Source organism: Micrococcaceae bacterium Sec5.1 (assembly GCA_039636795.1).
Taxonomy (GTDB): domain Bacteria; phylum Actinomycetota; class Actinomycetes; order Actinomycetales; family Micrococcaceae; genus Arthrobacter.
The window spans coordinates 136775-157104 of the sequence record CP143430.1 but is presented as its reverse complement, the minus strand read 5'-3'; the positions used below and the strand labels follow the sequence as shown (position 1 = coordinate 157104).

Sequence of the window (20330 nt, the reverse complement as noted above, 5' to 3'; positions counted from 1 at the left end):
GACGCAAGCTACGCAAATGCCTCCGGCACCGCCAACAAGACCTCACCTGACGCGAAAGCCCCACCCGTTCGTTTCGGAGCGGATGGGGCTTTGCTTTGTGGTGCTTGTGCTTTGTGGGGCCTGCCTTACGCGGTCGGAGCGATCTCCGGGATCCGCGGCTTGGCGTTGCCTGCAAACGTGAACTTGGCGTCGTCGCCTTCGCCGTCCACATCCACCACCACGATGTCACCGGAGTGCAATTCGCCGAAGAGGATCTTCTCGGAGAGCTGGTCCTCGATCTCGCGCTGGATGGTACGGCGCAGCGGCCGGGCACCCATTGCGGGATCGTAGCCACGGGTGGCAAGAAGAACCTTTGCTGCCGTGGTGAGCTCGATGCCCATGTCCTTGTCCTTGAGGCGACGCTCCAGGCGGGTAACGAACATGTCCACGATCTCGATGATCTCGTCCTGGGTGAGCTGCGGGAACACCACAACGTCGTCAACACGGTTGAGGAACTCGGGGCGGAAGTGCTGCTTGAGCTCCTCCGTGACCCGGGCACGCATCCGGTTGTAACCGGTCTGGGTATCCGTGCCGGACTGGAAGCCCGTAGCGACGCTCTTGGAGATATCGCGGGTACCCAGGTTGGTGGTCATGATGATCACAGTGTTCTTGAAGTCCACCACGCGGCCCTGGGAGTCGGTCAGTCGGCCATCTTCCAGGATCTGCAGGAGCGAGTTGAAGAGGTCCGCGTGGGCCTTCTCAACTTCGTCGAACAGGACCACGGAGAACGGACGGCGACGAACCTTCTCGGTGAGCTGGCCGCCTTCTTCGTAGCCAACATAGCCCGGAGGTGCACCGAAGAGCCGCGAAACCGTGTGCTTCTCGGAGTACTCGGACATGTCCAGCGTGATGAGGGCATCCTCTTCACCGAACAGGAACTCGGCAAGGGCCTTTGCGAGCTCGGTCTTGCCGACACCCGTAGGCCCGGCGAAGATGAAAGAGCCACCGGGACGCTTGGGGTCCTTCAGGCCTGCACGTGTACGGCGGATAGCCTGGGACAGGGCCCTGATGGCCTCGTCCTGGCCAACGACGCGCTTGTGCAGTTCGTCTTCCATCTTGAGGAGCCGCGAGGACTCTTCCTCGGTGAGCTTGAAGACGGGGATGCCGGTGGAGTTCGCAAGAACCTCGGCGATCAGGTCTTCATCAACCTCTGAGATGTCATCCATGCCGCCGGACTTCCAGTTGCGTTCCTTCTCAGCGCGTTCGGCAATGAGCTTCTGCTCTTTGTCGCGCAGCGAAGCGGCACCCTCAAAGTCCTGGGCGTCGATGGCGGATTCCTTCTCCATCTTGACGTCGGCAATGCGCTCGTCCATGGCCTTGAGCTCCGGCGGAGCGGTCATGCGGCGGATACGCAGGCGTGCACCGGCTTCATCGATGAGGTCGATCGCCTTGTCCGGCAGGAAGCGGTCCGAAATGTAGCGTTCGGCCAGCTGCGCTGCTGAGGCGAGGGCGCCGTCGGTAATCGTTACGCGGTGGTGTGCCTCGTAGCGGTCCCGCAGGCCCTTCAGGATCTCGATCGCGTGAGCGACGGAAGGCTCCTTGACCTGGATCGGCTGGAAGCGGCGCTCAAGGGCAGCGTCCTTCTCAATGTGCTTGCGGTACTCATCCAACGTGGTGGCACCAATGGTCTGGAGTTCACCACGGGCAAGCATCGGCTTCAGGATGGATGCAGCATCGATCGCGCCCTCAGCAGCACCTGCACCAACGAGGGTGTGGATCTCGTCAATGAAGAGGATGATGTCGCCGCGTGTGCGGATCTCCTTGAGGACCTTCTTCAGGCGCTCTTCGAAGTCGCCACGGTAGCGTGAGCCGGCAACCAGTGAACCAAGGTCAAGCGTGTACAGCTGCTTGTCCTTGATGGTTTCCGGGACGTCGCCGCGGACAATCGCCTGGGCGAGGCCTTCGACGACGGCAGTCTTACCGACGCCGGGCTCACCGATGAGCACTGGGTTGTTCTTGGTACGGCGGGAGAGGACCTGCATGACGCGTTCCATCTCCTGCTCGCGGCCGATCACGGGATCGAGCTTGTTCTCGCGGGCAGCCTGGGTGAGGTTGCGTCCGAACTGGTCCAGTACCACCGAACCTGCGGGAGTTCCCTCCGGCTGGCCCTGGCTGGAACCCGAACCCGCGGTTTCCTTGCCCTGGTAGCCGGAAAGCAGCTGGATGACCTGCTGACGGACCCTGTTGAGGTCCGCACCAAGCTTGACCAGTACCTGGGCAGCAACGCCTTCGCCCTCGCGGATGAGACCGAGCAGGATGTGCTCGGTACCAATGTAATTGTGGCCGAGCTGCAGTGCTTCGCGGAGCGAAAGCTCAAGCACCTTCTTGGCGCGCGGGGTGAAGGGGATGTGCCCGGATGGAGCCTGCTGACCCTGGCCGATGATCTCCTGCACCTGTTCGCGGACGCCATCGAGCGAAATGCTCAGGGATTCAAGCGCCTTGGCGGCAACGCCTTCACCCTCGTGGATCAGACCCAAGAGGATGTGCTCGGTACCAATGTAATTGTGATTGAGCATCCGTGCCTCTTCTTGGGCAAGGACAACCACGCGACGGGCACGGTCCGTAAATCTCTCAAACATTTCGCCACACTCCTAGCTACGACGTACTTTGATGCTACGTGCCGGAGCCCGACTTTTGGAGCGTGTTCGCCACAGGGGAAACATGACGCCCGGCGGAATAAACCTGGCACCCCCCTCGCAGCCGGGATGCCCGCCCGCGGAACGCCTGTCGCATACCCGTGCCGGCCTCGTGAAGGACGTGGTCACGCCTCCTGAAGGACGTGGTCAGCCGTCCAGGGCAGCGGCAGGACTCGAGCCCCTCGGCTTGGCCAGTCGTTTTGACCACACGCTTTGTCCAGTCCCAAAAGGGCCGGATAATCCCCACTCCAGGCGCCGGAAGGATTCACGGAATATTCCAAGACCTGTTCCAGGCACCTCTGGGAAGGCTTGGCAACAAACTACGGGCTTAAAAACCTAATGCCCCGGCAGAAGCTGCCGGGGCATTGAAGGCGGGTGAATCAGGAATTGGCCTTCTGGTACGCTTCCTGAATTTCAGCCTGAATACGTCCGCGGCTGTTTACGGTGTAACCGTTGTCACGAGCCCATTGACGGATCTGTGCCGAATCCTGGTTTCGAGTGGCAGTCGCACGGCCACGTGTTGCACGGCCCGAAGAGGTCTTCCTGGCCTTGGCTACGTAGGGCTCCAGTGCTTTGCGCAAAGATTCTGCGTTAGCGGTGGACAAGTCCATCTCGTAGCTAACGCCGTCCAGCCCGAAACGGACAGTTTCGTCCGCTGACCCTTCATCCAGGTCATCGACGAGGATGATTTTAACTTTCTGTGCCATGAGTAGCCTCTCTTTTGGAGGGTTGGATAATCAGAAATTTGAGGGTTCCTATTCCTGATTATCGTTCACGCCAAGCACACACGTCAAAGGCACATTTGGGTTTCCTGCTAAGGACACCCAATTTGCAGCCTATTTAGCTGCCGGACCTTCACTCTCAGGGCCGGAATTGCGCAAATTGGCCTCTGCTTGGGCGCGGGCTTCTGCTTGCCGCTCGGATTTGTCGGCATTGAAGATGGACTTCATGGCAAACCAGAAGATCAAACCAACAACGATCGATGGCGCCAGGACTGCGATGTATTCCATGATCAGTGTCCTTCGGGCTTCAGTAAGGGGAACAGAATGGTTTCGCGGATACCTGCACCGGTGAACAGCATGACAAGGCGATCAATGCCCAGCCCGATACCACCCATGGGCGGGGCACCGTATTCAAGGGCGCGAAGGAAGTCTTCGTCGAGTTGCATGGCCTCAACGTCGCCAGCCGCAGAACGGCGTGACTGCTCCGTGAGCCGTTCTCGCTGGATAACGGGGTCAATGAGTTCAGAGAAGGCCGTGCCGCGCTCCATGCCACCGATAATCAGGTCCCATGCCTCGATCAGCCGGCCGTCTTCGCGATGCGGTCGGGCAAGCGGCTGAGCCGACGGCGGGTAGTTGTAAACGAAAGTCGGATTCAGCAGTGTGGGCTCCACAATCTCGCCAAAGAGCTCAACCACGATCTTCTCGGCGTCCCACTGCGGGTCCACCTTGACCTCGTGCTTGGCAGCAATGGCCAGCAGTTCCTCCACTGTGGTGTCGGGAGTGACTTCAACGCCAACCGCTTCAGAAAGCCCCGGGTACACCGCAACCCAAGCCCATTCGCCGTCGAGGTTAATCTCGCCGGCGTCGGTCTGGATGGTACGGGTGCCAACCACGTCCGCCACGTTGAGGATGATTTCTTTCATGCGCTCGGCCATGACGAACTGGTCAGCCCAGGCTTCATAGCACTCAAGGGTGGTGAATTCGGGGCTGTGCGTGGAGTCGACGCCTTCGTTCCGGAACACGCGGCCCATGTCGTAGACGCGGTCGATGCCACCCACTACCGCACGCTTCAGGAAAAGTTCCGTGGCGATGCGCAGGGTCATCTTCTGATCGAACGCGTTCATGTGCGTCTCGAACGGACGGGCCGTGGCACCACCATGGACCAGCTGCAGGATGGGGGTCTCCACCTCGACGTAGCCGTGGCGGTCAAGGGTGTCGCGGACAGACCTAGTGATGGCAGCACGCTTATAGACCATCTCGCGGGCTTCATCGCGGACCATGAGGTCCACATAGCGCTGGCGAACACGGGTTTCTTCGTTAAGTTCCGCGTGCAGGACCGGGAGCGGGCGCAGGGCCTTGGAGGCCATGGACCAGGAATCGGCCATGACGGAGAGCTCGCCGCGGCGGGAGGAAATCACCTCGCCCTTGATGAAAACGTGGTCCCCCAGGTCAACCAGGGCTTTCCAATCGGCCAGTGCTTCCTCGCCCACGTTGGCCAGGCTCAGCATTGCCTGGAGACGAACGCCCTTGCCGTCAACGCCACCTTCCTGGAGGGTAGCGAAGCAGAGTTTGCCGGTGTTGCGCACGAACACGACGCGGCCGGTGACGCCTACGATGTCACCGGTGGTCTCGTCGGCTTCCAGGTGCGCATACTTTTCGCGGATCTCGCTCAAGGAATGCGTCCGCTCAACGCCCACGGGATAGGCCTCGGTGCCACGTTCGATCAGCTTGGCGCGCTTGTCCATGCGGATACGCATCTGCTCGCTGGCGTCGATGGGCTCTGCGGAGGTGTTCAGGGCTGGGGTGTTTGCGGAAGTCACAGTCCTTAAGTTTACCGGTGATTACGGGCCTCTACGTCCGGACATAGACTCGGGCTGTGGAGACGTGGACAGTTGAAACGGACGACGGCGGCGGGCAGCTTGAGGTGCACACGTTCCGACCGGCGTCGAAAGCCTCGATTCCTGGTTCGCACGCGCCTACGGAACCGTCCGGCGTCGTCGTTGTCCATGGCACTTTGGTGACCGACTCCCTTTACTGGCCCTTCGCGCGGACCTTGAGTCTCATGCTCGGGCGGCCGGTTCATTGCTACAACCGGCGCGGCCGGGGCCACTCAGCGCCGCAACCGCCCGGATACTCCGCTGACACCGAGATCGCCGACCTTCAGGCGGTGATGCGGAAGACCGATTCACGGGACGTCGTGGCGCACAGTTATGGCGGTTTCGTGGCGCTCCAGGCGGCGCGCAGCACCAGGATCAACCGCTTGGTCACCTACGACGCCGCTGTCTCGCTATCAGGAAATCTCCATGGTCGGTGGCGTCCGGAATTGGAAGCCGCAATTACCGCAGGCCAACTGGACCACGCATGGGCCCATCTGGTGCAGGGTCTGAGAACTGCCGGTCCCATCTCCTACCTGCCGATGGGCGCCTTGCGGATGCTGAGCATCCTCTCTGCACAGACGCGGCTGGGTTCGGAGATGCGCTCCCTGTTGCCCACCGCCGTCGCGGAAATGCGCGCGGTCCTCGATGCCGACGCGCATCTTCACGATTTCACCTCGCTCGTGACTCCGACACTCATGCTTAGCGGCGGCTGGAGTCCGTCCTACTTCGCCGAAACCGGACGCACCCTTGCTGGAGCGGTTCCAGTCATCGACTTCGCTATTGTGCCGTTGCAGTTCCACGAAGGTCCCCTGCGGCCAGGCAGGCGGCTTGCAGCCCGAATCGCCCGCTTCCTTTCAGGAGGCACAGCCCCAATGCCAGCGCGCCGTAGGATAAACCGGTGAGGGAACGCACCATCAAAACGCACGACGGCGGCAAACTCGCGTTATACAGCTACGGCGCGGAAGACGCACCCGGGGAGCGCCGCGTGGTTCTGATCGGCGGCGCATTCCTCACGGCCCTGATCTATCGTCCCTTCTCCATCGCCCTCGCGAAGGGCCTCGGAGATGGGTGGGCCGTGGACGTCTACGATCGCAGGGGCCGCGGCGGCTCCAGCGATCAACCACACAACTACTCCATGGTCACGGAAATTGCGGATGTTCGCACCATCATGGATGCCACCGCTGCCAGGAACATCCTCGGCCACAGCCTGGGTGGGTCGGTGGCCCTCAACGCTGCGCAGGCATTTGCCGGCACAAGACACCAACCGGACAGGCTCGCCGTTTACGACGCCGCAGTTAATATCGACGGGAGCATGGACACGGATTGGATGGCCGGCTTCGAGGACTCGGTGAACAAGGGCAACATCAACCTTGCGCTTGCCCGTATGAAGCGTGGAATGCATCCCGGAACTGCCCTGGCCCGCGTCCCTGAACCCATACTGGTGGGTCTCATGGCTGTAGTCTCGCGAACCAAGGTCAACACAATGTTCCGTGAACTCATGCCCTCCGGCGTCGGAGAACTCAAGGCTGCGTTCGAAGCCACGGAAACTCCGCGCGACTTCTCCGTCCTACCTCCCGGCACCCATTTCATGGTGGGCAAGAAGAGTCCCCAATACTACAAAGTGACGGCCGCGCGTTTGCACGCGGCCGTTCCAGGAAGCACCCTTGAAGTATCGCCAAAGGGCTTCCACGGTTCCGTTCCAGCCGCCGTGAAGGAACTAGTCGTGGACATTTCGGACTACTTCAAAAGCTGATTGTTATCCACATAACGTCCTGCATGCTGCCTGCGTTCAGGTGGCTCGGTTAGGCTCAAGACATGACGCGCGAGATCATCACCACAACGGACGGCGGACACCTCGAAGTACTCACCACAGGCGGTGACCTGGCGGCGGCAGGCTCGGGTATTGTGGTCGTGCCCGCCTCAATGGTGACGGCCTCTGACTACACACGTTTCGCGCAGAAGCTGAGCGAGTCCCTCGGGCGGCCCGTACATACGTTTAACCGCCGCGGTCGTGGTGAATCATCCCCCCAGCCCGAGGACTACACCCTCGAAGCCGACATCCGGGATCTCGACGCGGTCATGAAGCACACATCCAGCACAGACGTTTTCGGGCACAGCTTCGGCGGCGCGGTTGCGCTGCATGCGGCGCGAACCTTACCCGTGGAGCGACTCGCCGTTTACGATCCCGCCGTGTCCGTCAACCACAGCGTCAAAGCCGACTGGACGCCGGAATATGAACGCGCGACGGCGGCAGGAGACTACGATCGCGGACTCGCCGTTCTCATCAAGGGAGTAGAGACAGGAGGCGCCTTCGCGCGCATGCCCCTGTCCATGTTGACGCTCGCCACGAAGCTGACGGCCGGAACACCCATGGGTAAGCAGATGCGGGAACTGATGACGTGCGGAGTCCGGGAAATCAAGGCAGTCATCGCTGCCGACATGCCCGCCGAGCCGTTCCTTGAACTGCCCTTGGAAACACTGATCGTGGTGGGCGAGAAAAGCCCCGCATACTTCGGTGTAGCGTGCGGCCAGATCCACGATGTCCTGTCCGGCTCCAGCTACACCATCCTCCCTGGGTTCGGGCACGACGGCCCCAACAAGGCGCCCGACAAGCTCATCGCAGAGTTGTCTGAGTTCTTCTCGGGCTAGGGGAGTTCGCCTCAGGGGTGGGCTTTCCCACCTTGCCGTGTCTGGTTGGTTGGTTAAATGGGGGAAGCCCCGACCGTCGTGGTCGGGGCTTTCCCTGTTAATGATTGTCCGGCGGTGTCCTACTCTCCCACACCCTCCCGGGTGCAGTACCATCGGCGCTGTGGGTCTTAGCTTCCGGGTTCGGAATGGGACCGGGCGTTTCCCCCACGCTATGACCGCCGTAACCTTGTTACCCGAACCCCGTGTGCACCGGTGAGGGTGTTTTGGGGTGGGAAGCTTTTGTGGTTACAACATGTGTGTTCCCTCGATGTTGAGGGTCCTGTGGTGTTGTGTATTTAGTTGTGGTTTTTGTTCCTGGAAGCAACGGGTTTTGTTGTTCGGGAACCACATAGTGGACGCGTGCAGTGTTGTGTGTGGTGTAAGTTGTTGGCCTATTAGTACCGGTCAGCTTCACGAGTCTTTAGTCCTCGCTTCCACATCCGGCCTATCAACCCAGTGGTCTGGCTGGGGGCCTCTCACACAAATTGTGTATGGAAATCTCATCTTGAAGCGAGCTTCCCGCTTAGATGCTTTCAGCGGTTATCCCATCCGAACGTAGCTAATCAGCGATGCACTTGGCAGTACAACTGACACACCAGAGGTTCGTCCGTCCCGGTCCTCTCGTACTAAGGACAGCCCTTCTCAAATTTCCTGCGCGCGCAGCGGATAGGGACCGAACTGTCTCACGACGTTCTAAACCCAGCTCGCGTACCGCTTTAATGGGCGAACAGCCCAACCCTTGGGACCTACTCCAGCCCCAGGATGCGACGAGCCGACATCGAGGTGCCAAACCATGCCGTCGATATGGACTCTTGGGCAAGATCAGCCTGTTATCCCCGAGGTACCTTTTATCCGTTGAGCGACGGCCATTCCACAATGTACCGCCGGATCACTAGTCCCGACTTTCGTCCCTGCTTGAGATGTCTCTCTCACAGTCAAGCTCCCTTGTGCACTTACACTCGACACCTGATTGCCAACCAGGCTGAGGGAACCTTTGGGCGCCTCCGTTACTTTTTAGGAGGCAACCGCCCCAGTTAAACTACCCATCAGGCACTGTCCCTGACCCGGATCACGGGCCGAAGTTAGATGTCCAAAGTGACCAGAGTGGTATTTCAACGATGACTCCACCCGAACTGGCGTCCGGGCTTCAACGTCTCCCACCTATCCTACACAAGCCACTCCGAACACCAATACCAAACTATAGTAAAGGTCTCGGGGTCTTTCCGTCCTGCTGCGCGTAACGAGCATCTTTACTCGTACTGCAATTTCGCCGAGTTTATGGTTGAGACAGCGGGGAAGTCGTTACTCCATTCGTGCAGGTCGGAACTTACCCGACAAGGAATTTCGCTACCTTAGGATGGTTATAGTTACCACCGCCGTTTACTGGGGCTTAAATTCTCAGCTTCGCCCTTACGGGCTAACCGGTCCTCTTAACCTTCCAGCACCGGGCAGGAGTCAGTCCGTATACATCGTCTTGCGACTTCGCACGGACCTGTGTTTTTAGTAAACAGTCGCTTCCCCCTGGTCTCTGCGGCCCACACCCGCTCCACAGAGCAAGTCTGTATCACGGGGCAGGCCCCCCTTCTCCCGAAGTTACGGGGGCATTTTGCCGAGTTCCTTAACCATAATTCTCTCGATCGCCTTGGTATTCTCTACCTGATCACCTGTGTCGGTTTGGGGTACGGGCGGCTAAAACCTCGCGTCGATGCTTTTCTAGGCAGCATAGGATCACCGGATCCCCCCATGCGGGGGTCCCATCAGATCTCAGGATCGTGCTCGAAACACACAGGAACGGATTTGCCTATCCCTGACCCTACATCCTTGGACCGGGGCAACCATCGCCCGGCCCGGCTACCTTCCTGCGTCACACCTGTTAATACGCTTACCTCCCGGGATCAGATCCCGCGCTCGGCCAAAACCCACACACCACAAGGGTGATAGGGCAGGCTCCGGGCGGTTAGTATCCCCCGCTTGGCATGGGCGGTTTTTCGCCGGTACGGGAATATCAACCCGTTGTCCATCGACTACGCCTGTCGGCCTCGCCTTAGGTCCCGACTTACCCAGGGCAGATTAGCTTGACCCTGGAACCCTTGATCATTCGGCGGACGGGTTTCTCACCCGTCTTTCGCTACTCATGCCTGCATTCTCACTCGTGTAGGCTCCACCGCTGGTTTCCACCGCGACTTCACTGCCCACACGACGCTCCCCTACCACTCCACACCCCTGAACCACGAAGGCTAGGGCACTGTGTGAAATCCACAACTTCGGCGGTGTACTTGAGCCCCGCTACATTGTCGGCGCGGAATCACTTGACCAGTGAGCTATTACGCACTCTTTCAAGGATGGCTGCTTCTAAGCCAACCTCCTGGTTGTCTTCGCAACTCCACATCCTTTCCCACTTAGCACACGCTTAGGGGCCTTAGTTGGTGGTCTGGGCTGTTTCCCTCTCGACTATGAAGCTTATCCCCCACAGTCTCACTGCTGCGCTCTCACTTACCGGCATTCGGAGTTTGGCTGACGTCAGTAACCTTGTAGGGCCCATCGGCCATCCAGTAGCTCTACCTCCGGCAAGAAACACGCAACGCTGCACCTAAATGCATTTCGGGGAGAACCAGCTATCACGGAGTTTGATTGGCCTTTCACCCCTATCCACAGCTCATCCCCTCCATTTTCAACTGAAGTGGGTTCGGTCCTCCACGACGTCTTACCGTCGCTTCAACCTGGCCATGGGTAGATCACTCCGCTTCGGGTCTAGATCACGCCACTACACTCGCCCTGTTCAGACTCGCTTTCGCTACGGCTACCCCACACGGGTTAACCTCGCGACGTAACACTAACTCGCAGGCTCATTCTTCAAAAGGCACGCCGTCACCAGAATCAGACTGGCTCCGACGGATTGTAAGCACACGGTTTCAGGTACTGTTTCACTCCCCTCCCGGGGTACTTTTCACCTTTCCCTCACGGTACTGGTCCGCTATCGGTCATTAGGAAGTATTTAGGCTTATCAGGTGGTCCTGACAGATTCGCACGGGATTTCTCGGGCCCCGTGCTACTTGGGATCCTCTCCAGGCGGTACACAACATTACGGTTACGGGGCTCACACCCTCTCTGGCCGGCCTTTCAAGACCGTTCACCTATGCCTGCACTACACACCCCACCAGTCCGGCAGAACCAGTACGGAAAGTCCCACAACCCCGCCCATGCAACGCCCGCCGGCTATCACACATGGAAACGGTTTAGCCTGATCCGCGTTCGCTCGCCACTACTAACGGAATCACTCTTGTTTTCTCTTCCTGCGGGTACTGAGATGTTTCACTTCCCCGCGTTCCCCCCACGCACCCTATGTGTTCAGATGCGGGTCACACAATCACTTTTGACAGCGTTGTGCGGGGTTTCCCCATTCGGACATCCTGGGATCAACGCTCGGTTATCAACTCCCCCAGGCTTATCGCAGATTCCTACGTCCTTCTTCGGCTCCTAATGCCAAGGCATCCACCGTGTGCCCTTAAAAACTTGACCACACAAAGATCAAAAACTTACTCGAGAGAACCACGACCACAAGGGCCAGGTTCATTCATAAGAAATTGCTGTAAGAACACACACCCACCAACCCCCAAAAGAGCCGGCACAGCGCATGTTCTAGATGCTCGCGTCCACTATGTAGTTCTCAAACAACAACCCCGTCAACCACACCCCACCCACCACAACCCACACACCCACAAAACGCGGGGGCAGGGGCTGATAACAGTGACCGGGACGCCGGAAGCAGGAACAAAAGAAACACCAGAAGATGCCCCCCTGCATTGCTGCAAAAAGGTCCTGTTGCCTCAGGACCCAACAGTGCGCCAAACACAACCCCATACCACCCACGCCCCGGCAGCGTTCCACACAACACCACACCCCCAAAAGGGGCACGGGTTGCCGTACTGGCACCAGGACACAACCGGTAAAGGCCATGCCAAAGAAGTTTGATTCGTTGATGTTTCCACCCATGAGCACCCACCGCAGAACAGACGCCTGCGCAATGGGCAACACTGACAACCACATTCCGCACCCATGCAGGCACGGCAAGAAGTTGTTAGCAGCTCCTTAGAAAGGAGGTGATCCAGCCGCACCTTCCGGTACGGCTACCTTGTTACGACTTAGTCCCAATCGCCGGTCCCACCTTCGACGGCTCCCCCCACAAGGGTTAGGCCACCGGCTTCGGGTGTTACCAACTTTCGTGACTTGACGGGCGGTGTGTACAAGGCCCGGGAACGTATTCACCGCAGCGTTGCTGATCTGCGATTACTAGCGACTCCGACTTCATGGGGTCGAGTTGCAGACCCCAATCCGAACTGAGACCGGCTTTTTGGGATTAGCTCCACCTCACAGTATCGCAACCCTTTGTACCGGCCATTGTAGCATGCGTGAAGCCCAAGACATAAGGGGCATGATGATTTGACGTCGTCCCCACCTTCCTCCGAGTTGACCCCGGCAGTCTCCTATGAGTCCCCGCCATCACGCGCTGGCAACATAGAACGAGGGTTGCGCTCGTTGCGGGACTTAACCCAACATCTCACGACACGAGCTGACGACAACCATGCACCACCTGTAAACCGACCGCAAGCGGGGCACCTGTTTCCAGGTCTTTCCGGTTCATGTCAAGCCTTGGTAAGGTTCTTCGCGTTGCATCGAATTAATCCGCATGCTCCGCCGCTTGTGCGGGCCCCCGTCAATTCCTTTGAGTTTTAGCCTTGCGGCCGTACTCCCCAGGCGGGGCACTTAATGCGTTAGCTACGGCGCGGAAAACGTGGAATGTCCCCCACACCTAGTGCCCAACGTTTACGGCATGGACTACCAGGGTATCTAATCCTGTTCGCTCCCCATGCTTTCGCTCCTCAGCGTCAGTTACAGCCCAGAGACCTGCCTTCGCCATCGGTGTTCCTCCTGATATCTGCGCATTTCACCGCTACACCAGGAATTCCAGTCTCCCCTACTGCACTCTAGTCTGCCCGTACCCACTGCAGAACCGGAGTTGAGCCCCGGTCTTTCACAGCAGACGCGACAAACCGCCTACGAGCTCTTTACGCCCAATAATTCCGGATAACGCTTGCGCCCTACGTATTACCGCGGCTGCTGGCACGTAGTTAGCCGGCGCTTCTTCTGCAGGTACCGTCACTTTCGCTTCTTCCCTACTGAAAGAGGTTTACAACCCGAAGGCCGTCATCCCTCACGCGGCGTCGCTGCATCAGGCTTTCGCCCATTGTGCAATATTCCCCACTGCTGCCTCCCGTAGGAGTCTGGGCCGTGTCTCAGTCCCAGTGTGGCCGGTCACCCTCTCAGGCCGGCTACCCGTCGTCGCCTTGGTAGGCCATTACCCCACCAACAAGCTGATAGGCCGCGAGTCCATCCAAAACCACAAAAGCTTTCCACCCCCCACCATGCGATGAGGAGTCATATCCGGTATTAGACCCAGTTTCCCAGGCTTATCCCAGAGTCAAGGGCAGGTTACTCACGTGTTACTCACCCGTTCGCCACTAATCCCCCAGCAAGCTGGGATCATCGTTCGACTTGCATGTGTTAAGCACGCCGCCAGCGTTCATCCTGAGCCAGGATCAAACTCTCCGTTGAAGAAAAACAAATCAAACAGACACAACCACACCCACCGGAAATAACGGCCAGCGCGGCTGCACAAAATTCGAAACCAGCTGAAAACCAAACCACCACACACGGGGGTGCGCAACGGCCCGGCCATAATTTCAACCAATCAATAAAACAATCGGCATCAACAAACTTGGCACACTATTGAGTTCTCAAACAACAGACCCCCCAAAACATCACCCCGCACAGCGCACCACAAAAACAGCGCACCCAACAAGGCCATTGGAAAAGAAGAGTTATTTTTGGCCGCCTACCGAACCGTACACACCTTCCGGCTTTCCGTTTCGCACCCGGCGACTCAGAAAACAATACACGCCCCACACCCCCAACGCAAATCCACCCCAACAACCACCCAACACAACCCCAACACCCCCCGAACACCACCCCAAAAACTGGCGACAGCCCCGCCGTCGGGCATAACTCCGCTCGTTCATCAACCTGGCCAACGTGACCACTCCCGATGACGACCGTGCGCACTGGTGGGAGGATGGGACGCATGGAACTGCACATCACAGGAGATGCCGCCGCCGATCAGCTGTTAAGTGACGATGCGTTCGCATTGCTGACCGGAATGTTGCTCGATCAACAGGTAACCATGGAGTCGGCGTTTGCCGGTCCGGAAAAGATCCGTGCGCGCCTCGGATCACTGGATCCAGGCACGATCGCAGACTACGACGCCGCAGGCTTCGTAGAGGTATTCAAAGAACGCCCTGCTGTGCATCGCTTCCCAGGCTCCATGGCCGGCAGGGTCCAAGCCCTCGCCGAAACCGTGCACCGGGATTGGAACGGAGACGCTGCAGCCATCTGGACAAGTGGCAATCCGGATGGCGCCGAAGTATTGCGCCGGCTCAAGGCCTTGCCTGGGTTCGGAGAGCAGAAGGCTAAGATCTTCCTTGCTCTCCTCGGAAAGCAATGTGGCCTTCAGGCCAACGGATGGCGGGAAGCGGCTGGGCACTACGGCGAGGAAGGTTCATACCTCTCTGTCGCGGACATCGTGGATCCAGACTCACTGGTCAAAGTTCGGGCAAGCAAACAAGCGGCCAAAGCAGCTGCGAAGGCCTCTAAGCCAACGAGCGCCTGAATACTCTGACGTCGGCAGACTAGCGATCGCGCGAGGTTCCTCCCCCTTCAGCTTTTCCACATAGGTGAATTGGTGCCTGCTGCCGGATCGACCGTGCTGGAAGAGTGTTTTCCATGGACAGGTTTCGCGAGCTGCAAGCAGCCAGGGTGGCTTCCACTGTGCCTGTACCTGGGAGCGGCGATTTCACCGGCCCCGGCTTCCGTCGCTCTGACGCTGAGGAGCTGCTTGTCCGGGTGGGCGCTTTCCGCGTCGCCGCGGCCAGCAATGAGTTGATTGATCAGATTCGTGGTTTGGAGGACGTGAAGTCAGCGATCGCGGCTTTGCAGGCGCGGGCGTCGGTGGCGTTTGACCTGGCGCAGCGCCGGGAACAGGCCGCGGGAGGCGTGCCCTCCGCTGAGCGTGGTCAGGGTGTGGGTGCGCAGATCGCCCTGGCCCGGCACGAATCACCCAACAAAGGGTCCCGGCTCCTCGGACTCGCCAAAGCCCTCGTCTCAGAAATGCCGCGCACCATGGCCGCCCTGGAAACCGGACACCTGAACGAATGGCGAGCCACTTTGTTGGTGAAGGAAACAGCCTGCCTCTCTGTCGAAGACCGGGCAGCCGTCGATGAGGAACTCGCCCCCGACACCGGAACCTTCGACGGCGCCGGAGACAAAACCATCATCGCCGCCGCACGAGCCGCAGCCTACCGGCGGGACCCCCGCTCCGTGACCCAACGCGCCGCCCACGCCGCGTCCGAGCGCCACGTCAGCCTCCGGCCCGCCCCGGACACCATGACCATCCTCACCGCACTGCTCCCCGTCGCCCAAGGCGTCGCCGCGTATGCCGCGCTCACCCGGCACGCTGACTCGGCCCGTTCGGTCGGGGACACCCGGACCCGGGGCCAGGTCATGGCCGACACCCTGACCGAACACCTCACCGGCACCCCCGGCGGCATCAGCGGTGTTGATGTGCAGCTCGTCATGACCGACCGGACCCTCTTCCAAGGCGACAGCGAACCAGCACGGCTTCAGGGCTACGGAATCGTCCCCGCCGAATGGGCCAGAACCCTCATCGCCGGAGAGCCAGCTGGGGCAGAGGCGAAAGACGGAGCCGGAGCCGGAGCCGGAGCCGCGGGGCAGGCTGAGGTGAGCGCAGAGTCCAAGGTGAGCCCGAAGTCCAACGAGGGCAAGGACTTTAGAGTCTTGCTCCGCCGCCTCTACACCGCACCTTCCTCCGGTGAACTGCTGGCCATCGACTCCAAAGCCCGACTCTTCCCACTCGGAATGCGGCGCTTCATCGAAACCAGGGACGACACCTGCCGCACCCCCTACTGCGACGCGCCCATCCGCCACATCGACCACGTGCTTGCCTGGCACCGAGGCGGCAAAACGAGCCTCGTCAACGGCGCGGGACTCTGCGAAGCCTGCAACCACACCAAAGAAAACCCCGGCTGGAACACAAAAACACTCCCCGGCGGCAGACATGAACTGGAAGTGAGCACACCCACGGGACACAGATACAAAACCACAGCCCCACCATTGCCGGGGAATGCGAGTGCTCCTGAATCAACGGCCGGGACAGTCGAACGTCAGCTGCAGCACCCGCAGGCCCCTGCTCGTCGTCCGGTCCTGAACACCTCGGGGCGCTCTCCTGCGTGAGGCGGCAGCGTTGCGCGGCGTCGTGCTCCTCGGTCATTCGGGGCCGGCATTCATGGGAGCACGAGCGGTGGGACGTTCAAGACCTCGGGATCAACAGATCGCGCGGCTCCACGGCCGACGTCTCGGCGTGATCCCGTCTACCGCTGAGCTCGGCGGCTGGGGAGGGCGTGGTCCTGAGGTTGGTGGCAGGCTTCGAGTGGTTGATCATCGGCGCCAGCCATAAGCCCGTTGGGGTTCCTGAACAGGTTTAACGACGAAAGGCCTCCATAGTGGAGGCCTTTGTCTTGGCTTGAGCCTGGGCGCGCGTCTGGTCAAACTGGGCCTTGCACCATTTGTTGGTTAAATGGGGAAGCCCCGACCGTCGTGGTCGGGGCTTTCCCTGTTAATGATTGTCCGGCGGTGTCCTACTCTCCCACACCCTCCCGGGTGCAGTACCATCGGCGCTGTGGGTCTTAGCTTCCGGGTTCGGAATGGGACCGGGCGTTTCCCCCACGCTATGACCGCCGTAACCTTGTTACCCGAACCCCGTGTGCACCGGTGAGGGTGTTTTGGGGTGGGAAGCTTTGTGGTTACAACATGTGTGTTCCCTCGGTGTGAGGGTCCTGTGGTGTTGTGTATTTAGTTGTGGTTTTTGTTCCTGACAACGGGTTTTGTTGTTCGGGAACCACATAGTGGACGCGTGCAGTGTGCTTTTGTGTGTGGTGTAAGTTGTTGGCCTATTAGTACCGGTCAGCTTCACGAGTCTTTAGTCCTCGCTTCCACATCCGGCCTATCAACCCAGTGGTCTGGCTGGGGGCCTCTCACACAAATTGTGTATGGAAATCTCATCTTGAAGCGAGCTTCCCGCTTAGATGCTTTCAGCGGTTATCCCATCCGAACGTAGCTAATCAGCGATGCACTTGGCAGTACAACTGACACACCAGAGGTTCGTCCGTCCCGGTCCTCTCGTACTAAGGACAGCCCTTCTCAAATTTCCTGCGCGCGCAGCGGATAGGGACCGAACTGTCTCACGACGTTCTAAACCCAGCTCGCGTACCGCTTTAATGGGCGAACAGCCCAACCCTTGGGACCTACTCCAGCCCCAGGATGCGACGAGCCGACATCGAGGTGCCAAACCATGCCGTCGATATGGACTCTTGGGCAAGATCAGCCTGTTATCCCCGAGGTACCTTTTATCCGTTGAGCGACGGCCATTCCACAATGTACCGCCGGATCACTAGTCCCGACTTTCGTCCCTGCTTGAGATGTCTCTCTCACAGTCAAGCTCCCTTGTGCACTTACACTCGACACCTGATTGCCAACCAGGCTGAGGGAACCTTTGGGCGCCTCCGTTACTTTTTAGGAGGCAACCGCCCCAGTTAAACTACCCATCAGGCACTGTCCCTGACCCGGATCACGGGCCGAAGTTAGATGTCCAAAGTGACCAGAGTGGTATTTCAACGATGACTCCACCCGAACTGGCGTCCGGGCTTCAACGTCTCCCACCTATCCTACACAAGCCACTCCGAACACCAATACCAAACTATAGTAAAGGTCTCGGGGTCTTTCCGTCCTGCTGCGCGTAACGAGCATCTTTACTCGTACTGCAATTTCGCCGAGTTTATGGTTGAGACAGCGGGGAAGTCGTTACTCCATTCGTGCAGGTCGGAACTTACCCGACAAGGAATTTCGCTACCTTAGGATGGTTATAGTTACCACCGCCGTTTACTGGGGCTTAAATTCTCAGCTTCGCCCTTACGGGCTAACCGGTCCTCTTAACCTTCCAGCACCGGGCAGGAGTCAGTCCGTATACATCGTCTTGCGACTTCGCACGGACCTGTGTTTTTAGTAAACAGTCGCTTCCCCCTGGTCTCTGCGGCCCACACCCGCTCCACAGAGCAAGTCTGTATCACGGGGCAGGCCCCCCTTCTCCCGAAGTTACGGGGGCATTTTGCCGAGTTCCTTAACCATAATTCTCTCGATCGCCTTGGTATTCTCTACCTGATCACCTGTGTCGGTTTGGGGTACGGGCGGCTAAAACCTCGCGTCGATGCTTTTCTAGGCAGCATAGGATCACCGGATCCCCCCATGCGGGGGTCCCATCAGATCTCAGGATCGTGCTCGAAACACACAGGAACGGATTTGCCTATCCCTGACCCTACATCCTTGGACCGGGGCAACCATCGCCCGGCCCGGCTACCTTCCTGCGTCACACCTGTTAATACGCTTACCTCCCGGGATCAGATCCCGCGCTCGGCCAAAACCCACACACCACAAGGGTGATAGGGCAGGCTCCGGGCGGTTAGTATCCCCCGCTTGGCATGGGCGGTTTTTCGCCGGTACGGGAATATCAACCCGTTGTCCATCGACTACGCCTGTCGGCCTCGCCTTAGGTCCCGACTTACCCAGGGCAGATTAGCTTGACCCTGGAACCCTTGATCATTCGGCGGACGGGTTTCTCACCCGTCTTTCGCTACTCATGCCTGCATTCTCACTCGTGTAGGCTCCACCGCTGGTTTCCACCGCGACTTCACTGCCCACACGACGCTCCCCTACCACTCCACACCCCTGAACCACGAAGGCTAGGGCACTGTGTGAAATCCACAACTTCGGCGGTGTACTTGAGCCCCGCTACATTGTCGGCGCGGAATCACTTGACCAGTGAGCTATTACGCACTCTTTCAAGGATGGCTGCTTCTAAGCCAACCTCCTGGTTGTCTTCGCAACTCCACATCCTTTCCCACTTAGCACACGCTTAGGGGCCTTAGTTGGTGGTCTGGGCTGTTTCCCTCTCGACTATGAAGCTTATCCCCCACAGTCTCACTGCTGCGCTCTCACTTACCGGCATTCGGAGTTTGGCTGACGTCAGTAACCTTGTAGGGCCCATCGGCCATCCAGTAGCTCTACCTCCGGCAAGAAACACGCAACGCTGCACCTAAATGCATTTCGGGGAGAACCAGCTATCACGGAGTTTGATTGGCCTTTCACCCCTACCCACAGCTCATCCCCTCCATTTTCAACTGAAGTGGGTTCGGTCCTCCACGACGTCTTACCGTCGCTTCAACCTGGCCATGGGTAGATCACTCCGCTTCGGGTCTAGATCACGCCACTACACTCGCCCTGTTCAGACTCGCTTTCGCTACGGCTACCCCACACGGGTTAACCTCGCGACGTAACACTAACTCGCAGGCTCATTCTTCAAAAGGCACGCCGTCACCAGAATCAGACTGGCTCCGACGGATTGTAAGCACACGGTTTCAGGTACTGTTTCACTCCCCTCCCGGGGTACTTTTCACCTTTCCCTCACGGTACTGGTCCGCTATCGGTCATTAGGAAGTATTTAGGCTTATCAGGTGGTCCTGACAGATTCGCACGGGATTTCTCGGGCCCCGTGCTACTTGGGATCCTCTCCAGGCGGTACACAACATTACGGTTACGGGGCTCACACCCTCTCTGGCCGGCCTTTCAAGACCGTTCACCTATGCCTGCACTACACACCCCACCAGTCCGGCAGAACCAGTACGGAAAGTCCCACAACCCCGCCCATGCAACGCCCGCCGGCTATCACACATGGAAACGGTTTAGCCTGATCCGCGTTCGCTCGCCACTACTAACGGAATCACTCTTGTTTTCTCTTCCTGCGGGTACTGAGATGTTTCACTTCCCCGCGTTCCCCCCACGCACCCTATGTGTTCAGATGCGGGTCACACAATCACTTTTGACAGCGTTGTGCGGGGTTTCCCCATTCGGACATCCTGGGATCAACGCTCGGTTATCAACTCCCCCAGGCTTATCGCAGATTCCTACGTCCTTCTTCGGCTCCTAATGCCAAGGCATCCACCGTGTGCCCTTAAAAACTTGACCACACAAAGATCAAAAACTTACTCGAGAGAACCACGACCACAAGGGCCAGGTTCATTCATAAGAAATTGCTGTAAGAACACACACCCACCAACCCCCAAAAGAGCCGGCACAGCGCATGTTCTAGATGCTCGCGTCCACTATGTAGTTCTCAAACAACAACC

At 58.9% G+C, this 20330-nt stretch carries 9 protein-coding genes and 5 rRNA genes; 5 read left to right on the top strand and 9 right to left on the bottom strand.

The features are described 5' to 3' along the window. Nucleotides 1-125: 125 nt before the first annotated feature. The 4 genes from VUN82_00770 to lysS form a co-directional block, all read right to left on the bottom strand. Nucleotides 126-2618, bottom strand: coding sequence for an ATP-dependent Clp protease ATP-binding subunit (locus VUN82_00770; GenBank protein XAS72419.1), 2493 nt, complete (start codon nucleotides 2616-2618; stop codon nucleotides 126-128). A 437-nt stretch (nucleotides 2619-3055) separates the two neighbouring features. Then, nucleotides 3056-3382, bottom strand: coding sequence for an Lsr2 family protein (locus VUN82_00765; protein ID XAS72418.1), 327 nt, complete (start codon nucleotides 3380-3382; stop codon nucleotides 3056-3058). Nucleotides 3383-3511: 129 nt separating this feature from the next. After that, nucleotides 3512-3685, bottom strand: coding sequence for a hypothetical protein (locus VUN82_00760; protein XAS72417.1), 174 nt, complete (start codon nucleotides 3683-3685; stop codon nucleotides 3512-3514). Between the two features lie 2 nt (nucleotides 3686-3687). After that, entirely contained in the window at nucleotides 3688-5217 is a 1530-nt protein-coding gene (gene lysS / locus VUN82_00755) for a lysine--tRNA ligase (GenBank protein ID XAS72416.1), read from the bottom strand. Nucleotides 5218-5273: 56 nt separating this feature from the next. On the opposite strand from lysS, the gene VUN82_00750 reads away from it, so the two are divergent. The 3 genes from VUN82_00750 (at nucleotide 5274) to VUN82_00740 (ending at nucleotide 7923) form a co-directional block, all read left to right on the top strand. After that, nucleotides 5274-6176: an alpha/beta hydrolase gene (locus tag VUN82_00750; protein XAS72415.1), complete on the top strand. Its 903-nt coding sequence runs from the start codon at nucleotides 5274-5276 to the stop codon at nucleotides 6174-6176. Beyond that, nucleotides 6173-7027, top strand: a complete 855-nt coding sequence (locus tag VUN82_00745; GenBank protein XAS72414.1) for an alpha/beta hydrolase — start codon at nucleotides 6173-6175, stop codon at nucleotides 7025-7027. Before VUN82_00750 ends, VUN82_00745 begins: the two co-directional genes overlap by 4 nt. Nucleotides 7028-7089: 62 nt before the next feature. Continuing rightward, nucleotides 7090-7923: an alpha/beta hydrolase gene (locus VUN82_00740; GenBank protein XAS72413.1), complete on the top strand. Its 834-nt coding sequence runs from the start codon at nucleotides 7090-7092 to the stop codon at nucleotides 7921-7923. A 106-nt stretch (nucleotides 7924-8029) separates the two neighbouring features. On the opposite strand, the gene rrf (VUN82_00735) is transcribed toward VUN82_00740, so the two are convergent. The 3 genes from rrf (VUN82_00735) to VUN82_00725 form a co-directional block, all read right to left on the bottom strand. Continuing rightward, a 5S ribosomal RNA gene (rrf, locus tag VUN82_00735) occupies nucleotides 8030-8146 on the bottom strand. A 190-nt stretch (nucleotides 8147-8336) separates the two neighbouring features. Continuing rightward, nucleotides 8337-11481, bottom strand: a 23S ribosomal RNA gene (locus VUN82_00730). A 574-nt stretch (nucleotides 11482-12055) separates the two neighbouring features. Continuing rightward, a 16S ribosomal RNA gene (locus VUN82_00725) occupies nucleotides 12056-13575 on the bottom strand. Together the 16S, 23S and 5S rRNA genes form the textbook arrangement of a ribosomal RNA operon. Before the next feature lie 517 nt (nucleotides 13576-14092). On the opposite strand from VUN82_00725, the gene VUN82_00720 reads away from it, so the two are divergent. Both VUN82_00720 and VUN82_00715 read left to right on the top strand, forming a co-directional pair. Continuing rightward, nucleotides 14093-14686: an HhH-GPD-type base excision DNA repair protein gene (locus VUN82_00720; GenBank protein XAS72412.1), complete on the top strand. Its 594-nt coding sequence runs from the start codon at nucleotides 14093-14095 to the stop codon at nucleotides 14684-14686. Between the two features lie 113 nt (nucleotides 14687-14799). Then, nucleotides 14800-16326, top strand: coding sequence for a DUF222 domain-containing protein (locus VUN82_00715; GenBank protein XAS72411.1), 1527 nt, complete (start codon nucleotides 14800-14802; stop codon nucleotides 16324-16326). Between the two features lie 391 nt (nucleotides 16327-16717). Here the strand turns inward: VUN82_00715 and rrf (VUN82_00710) are convergent. After that, nucleotides 16718-16834: ribosomal RNA gene (rrf, locus tag VUN82_00710) — 5S ribosomal RNA — on the bottom strand. 190 nt (nucleotides 16835-17024) lie between these two features. Next, nucleotides 17025-20169: ribosomal RNA gene (locus VUN82_00705) — 23S ribosomal RNA — on the bottom strand. Nucleotides 20170-20330 lie beyond the last annotated feature (161 nt).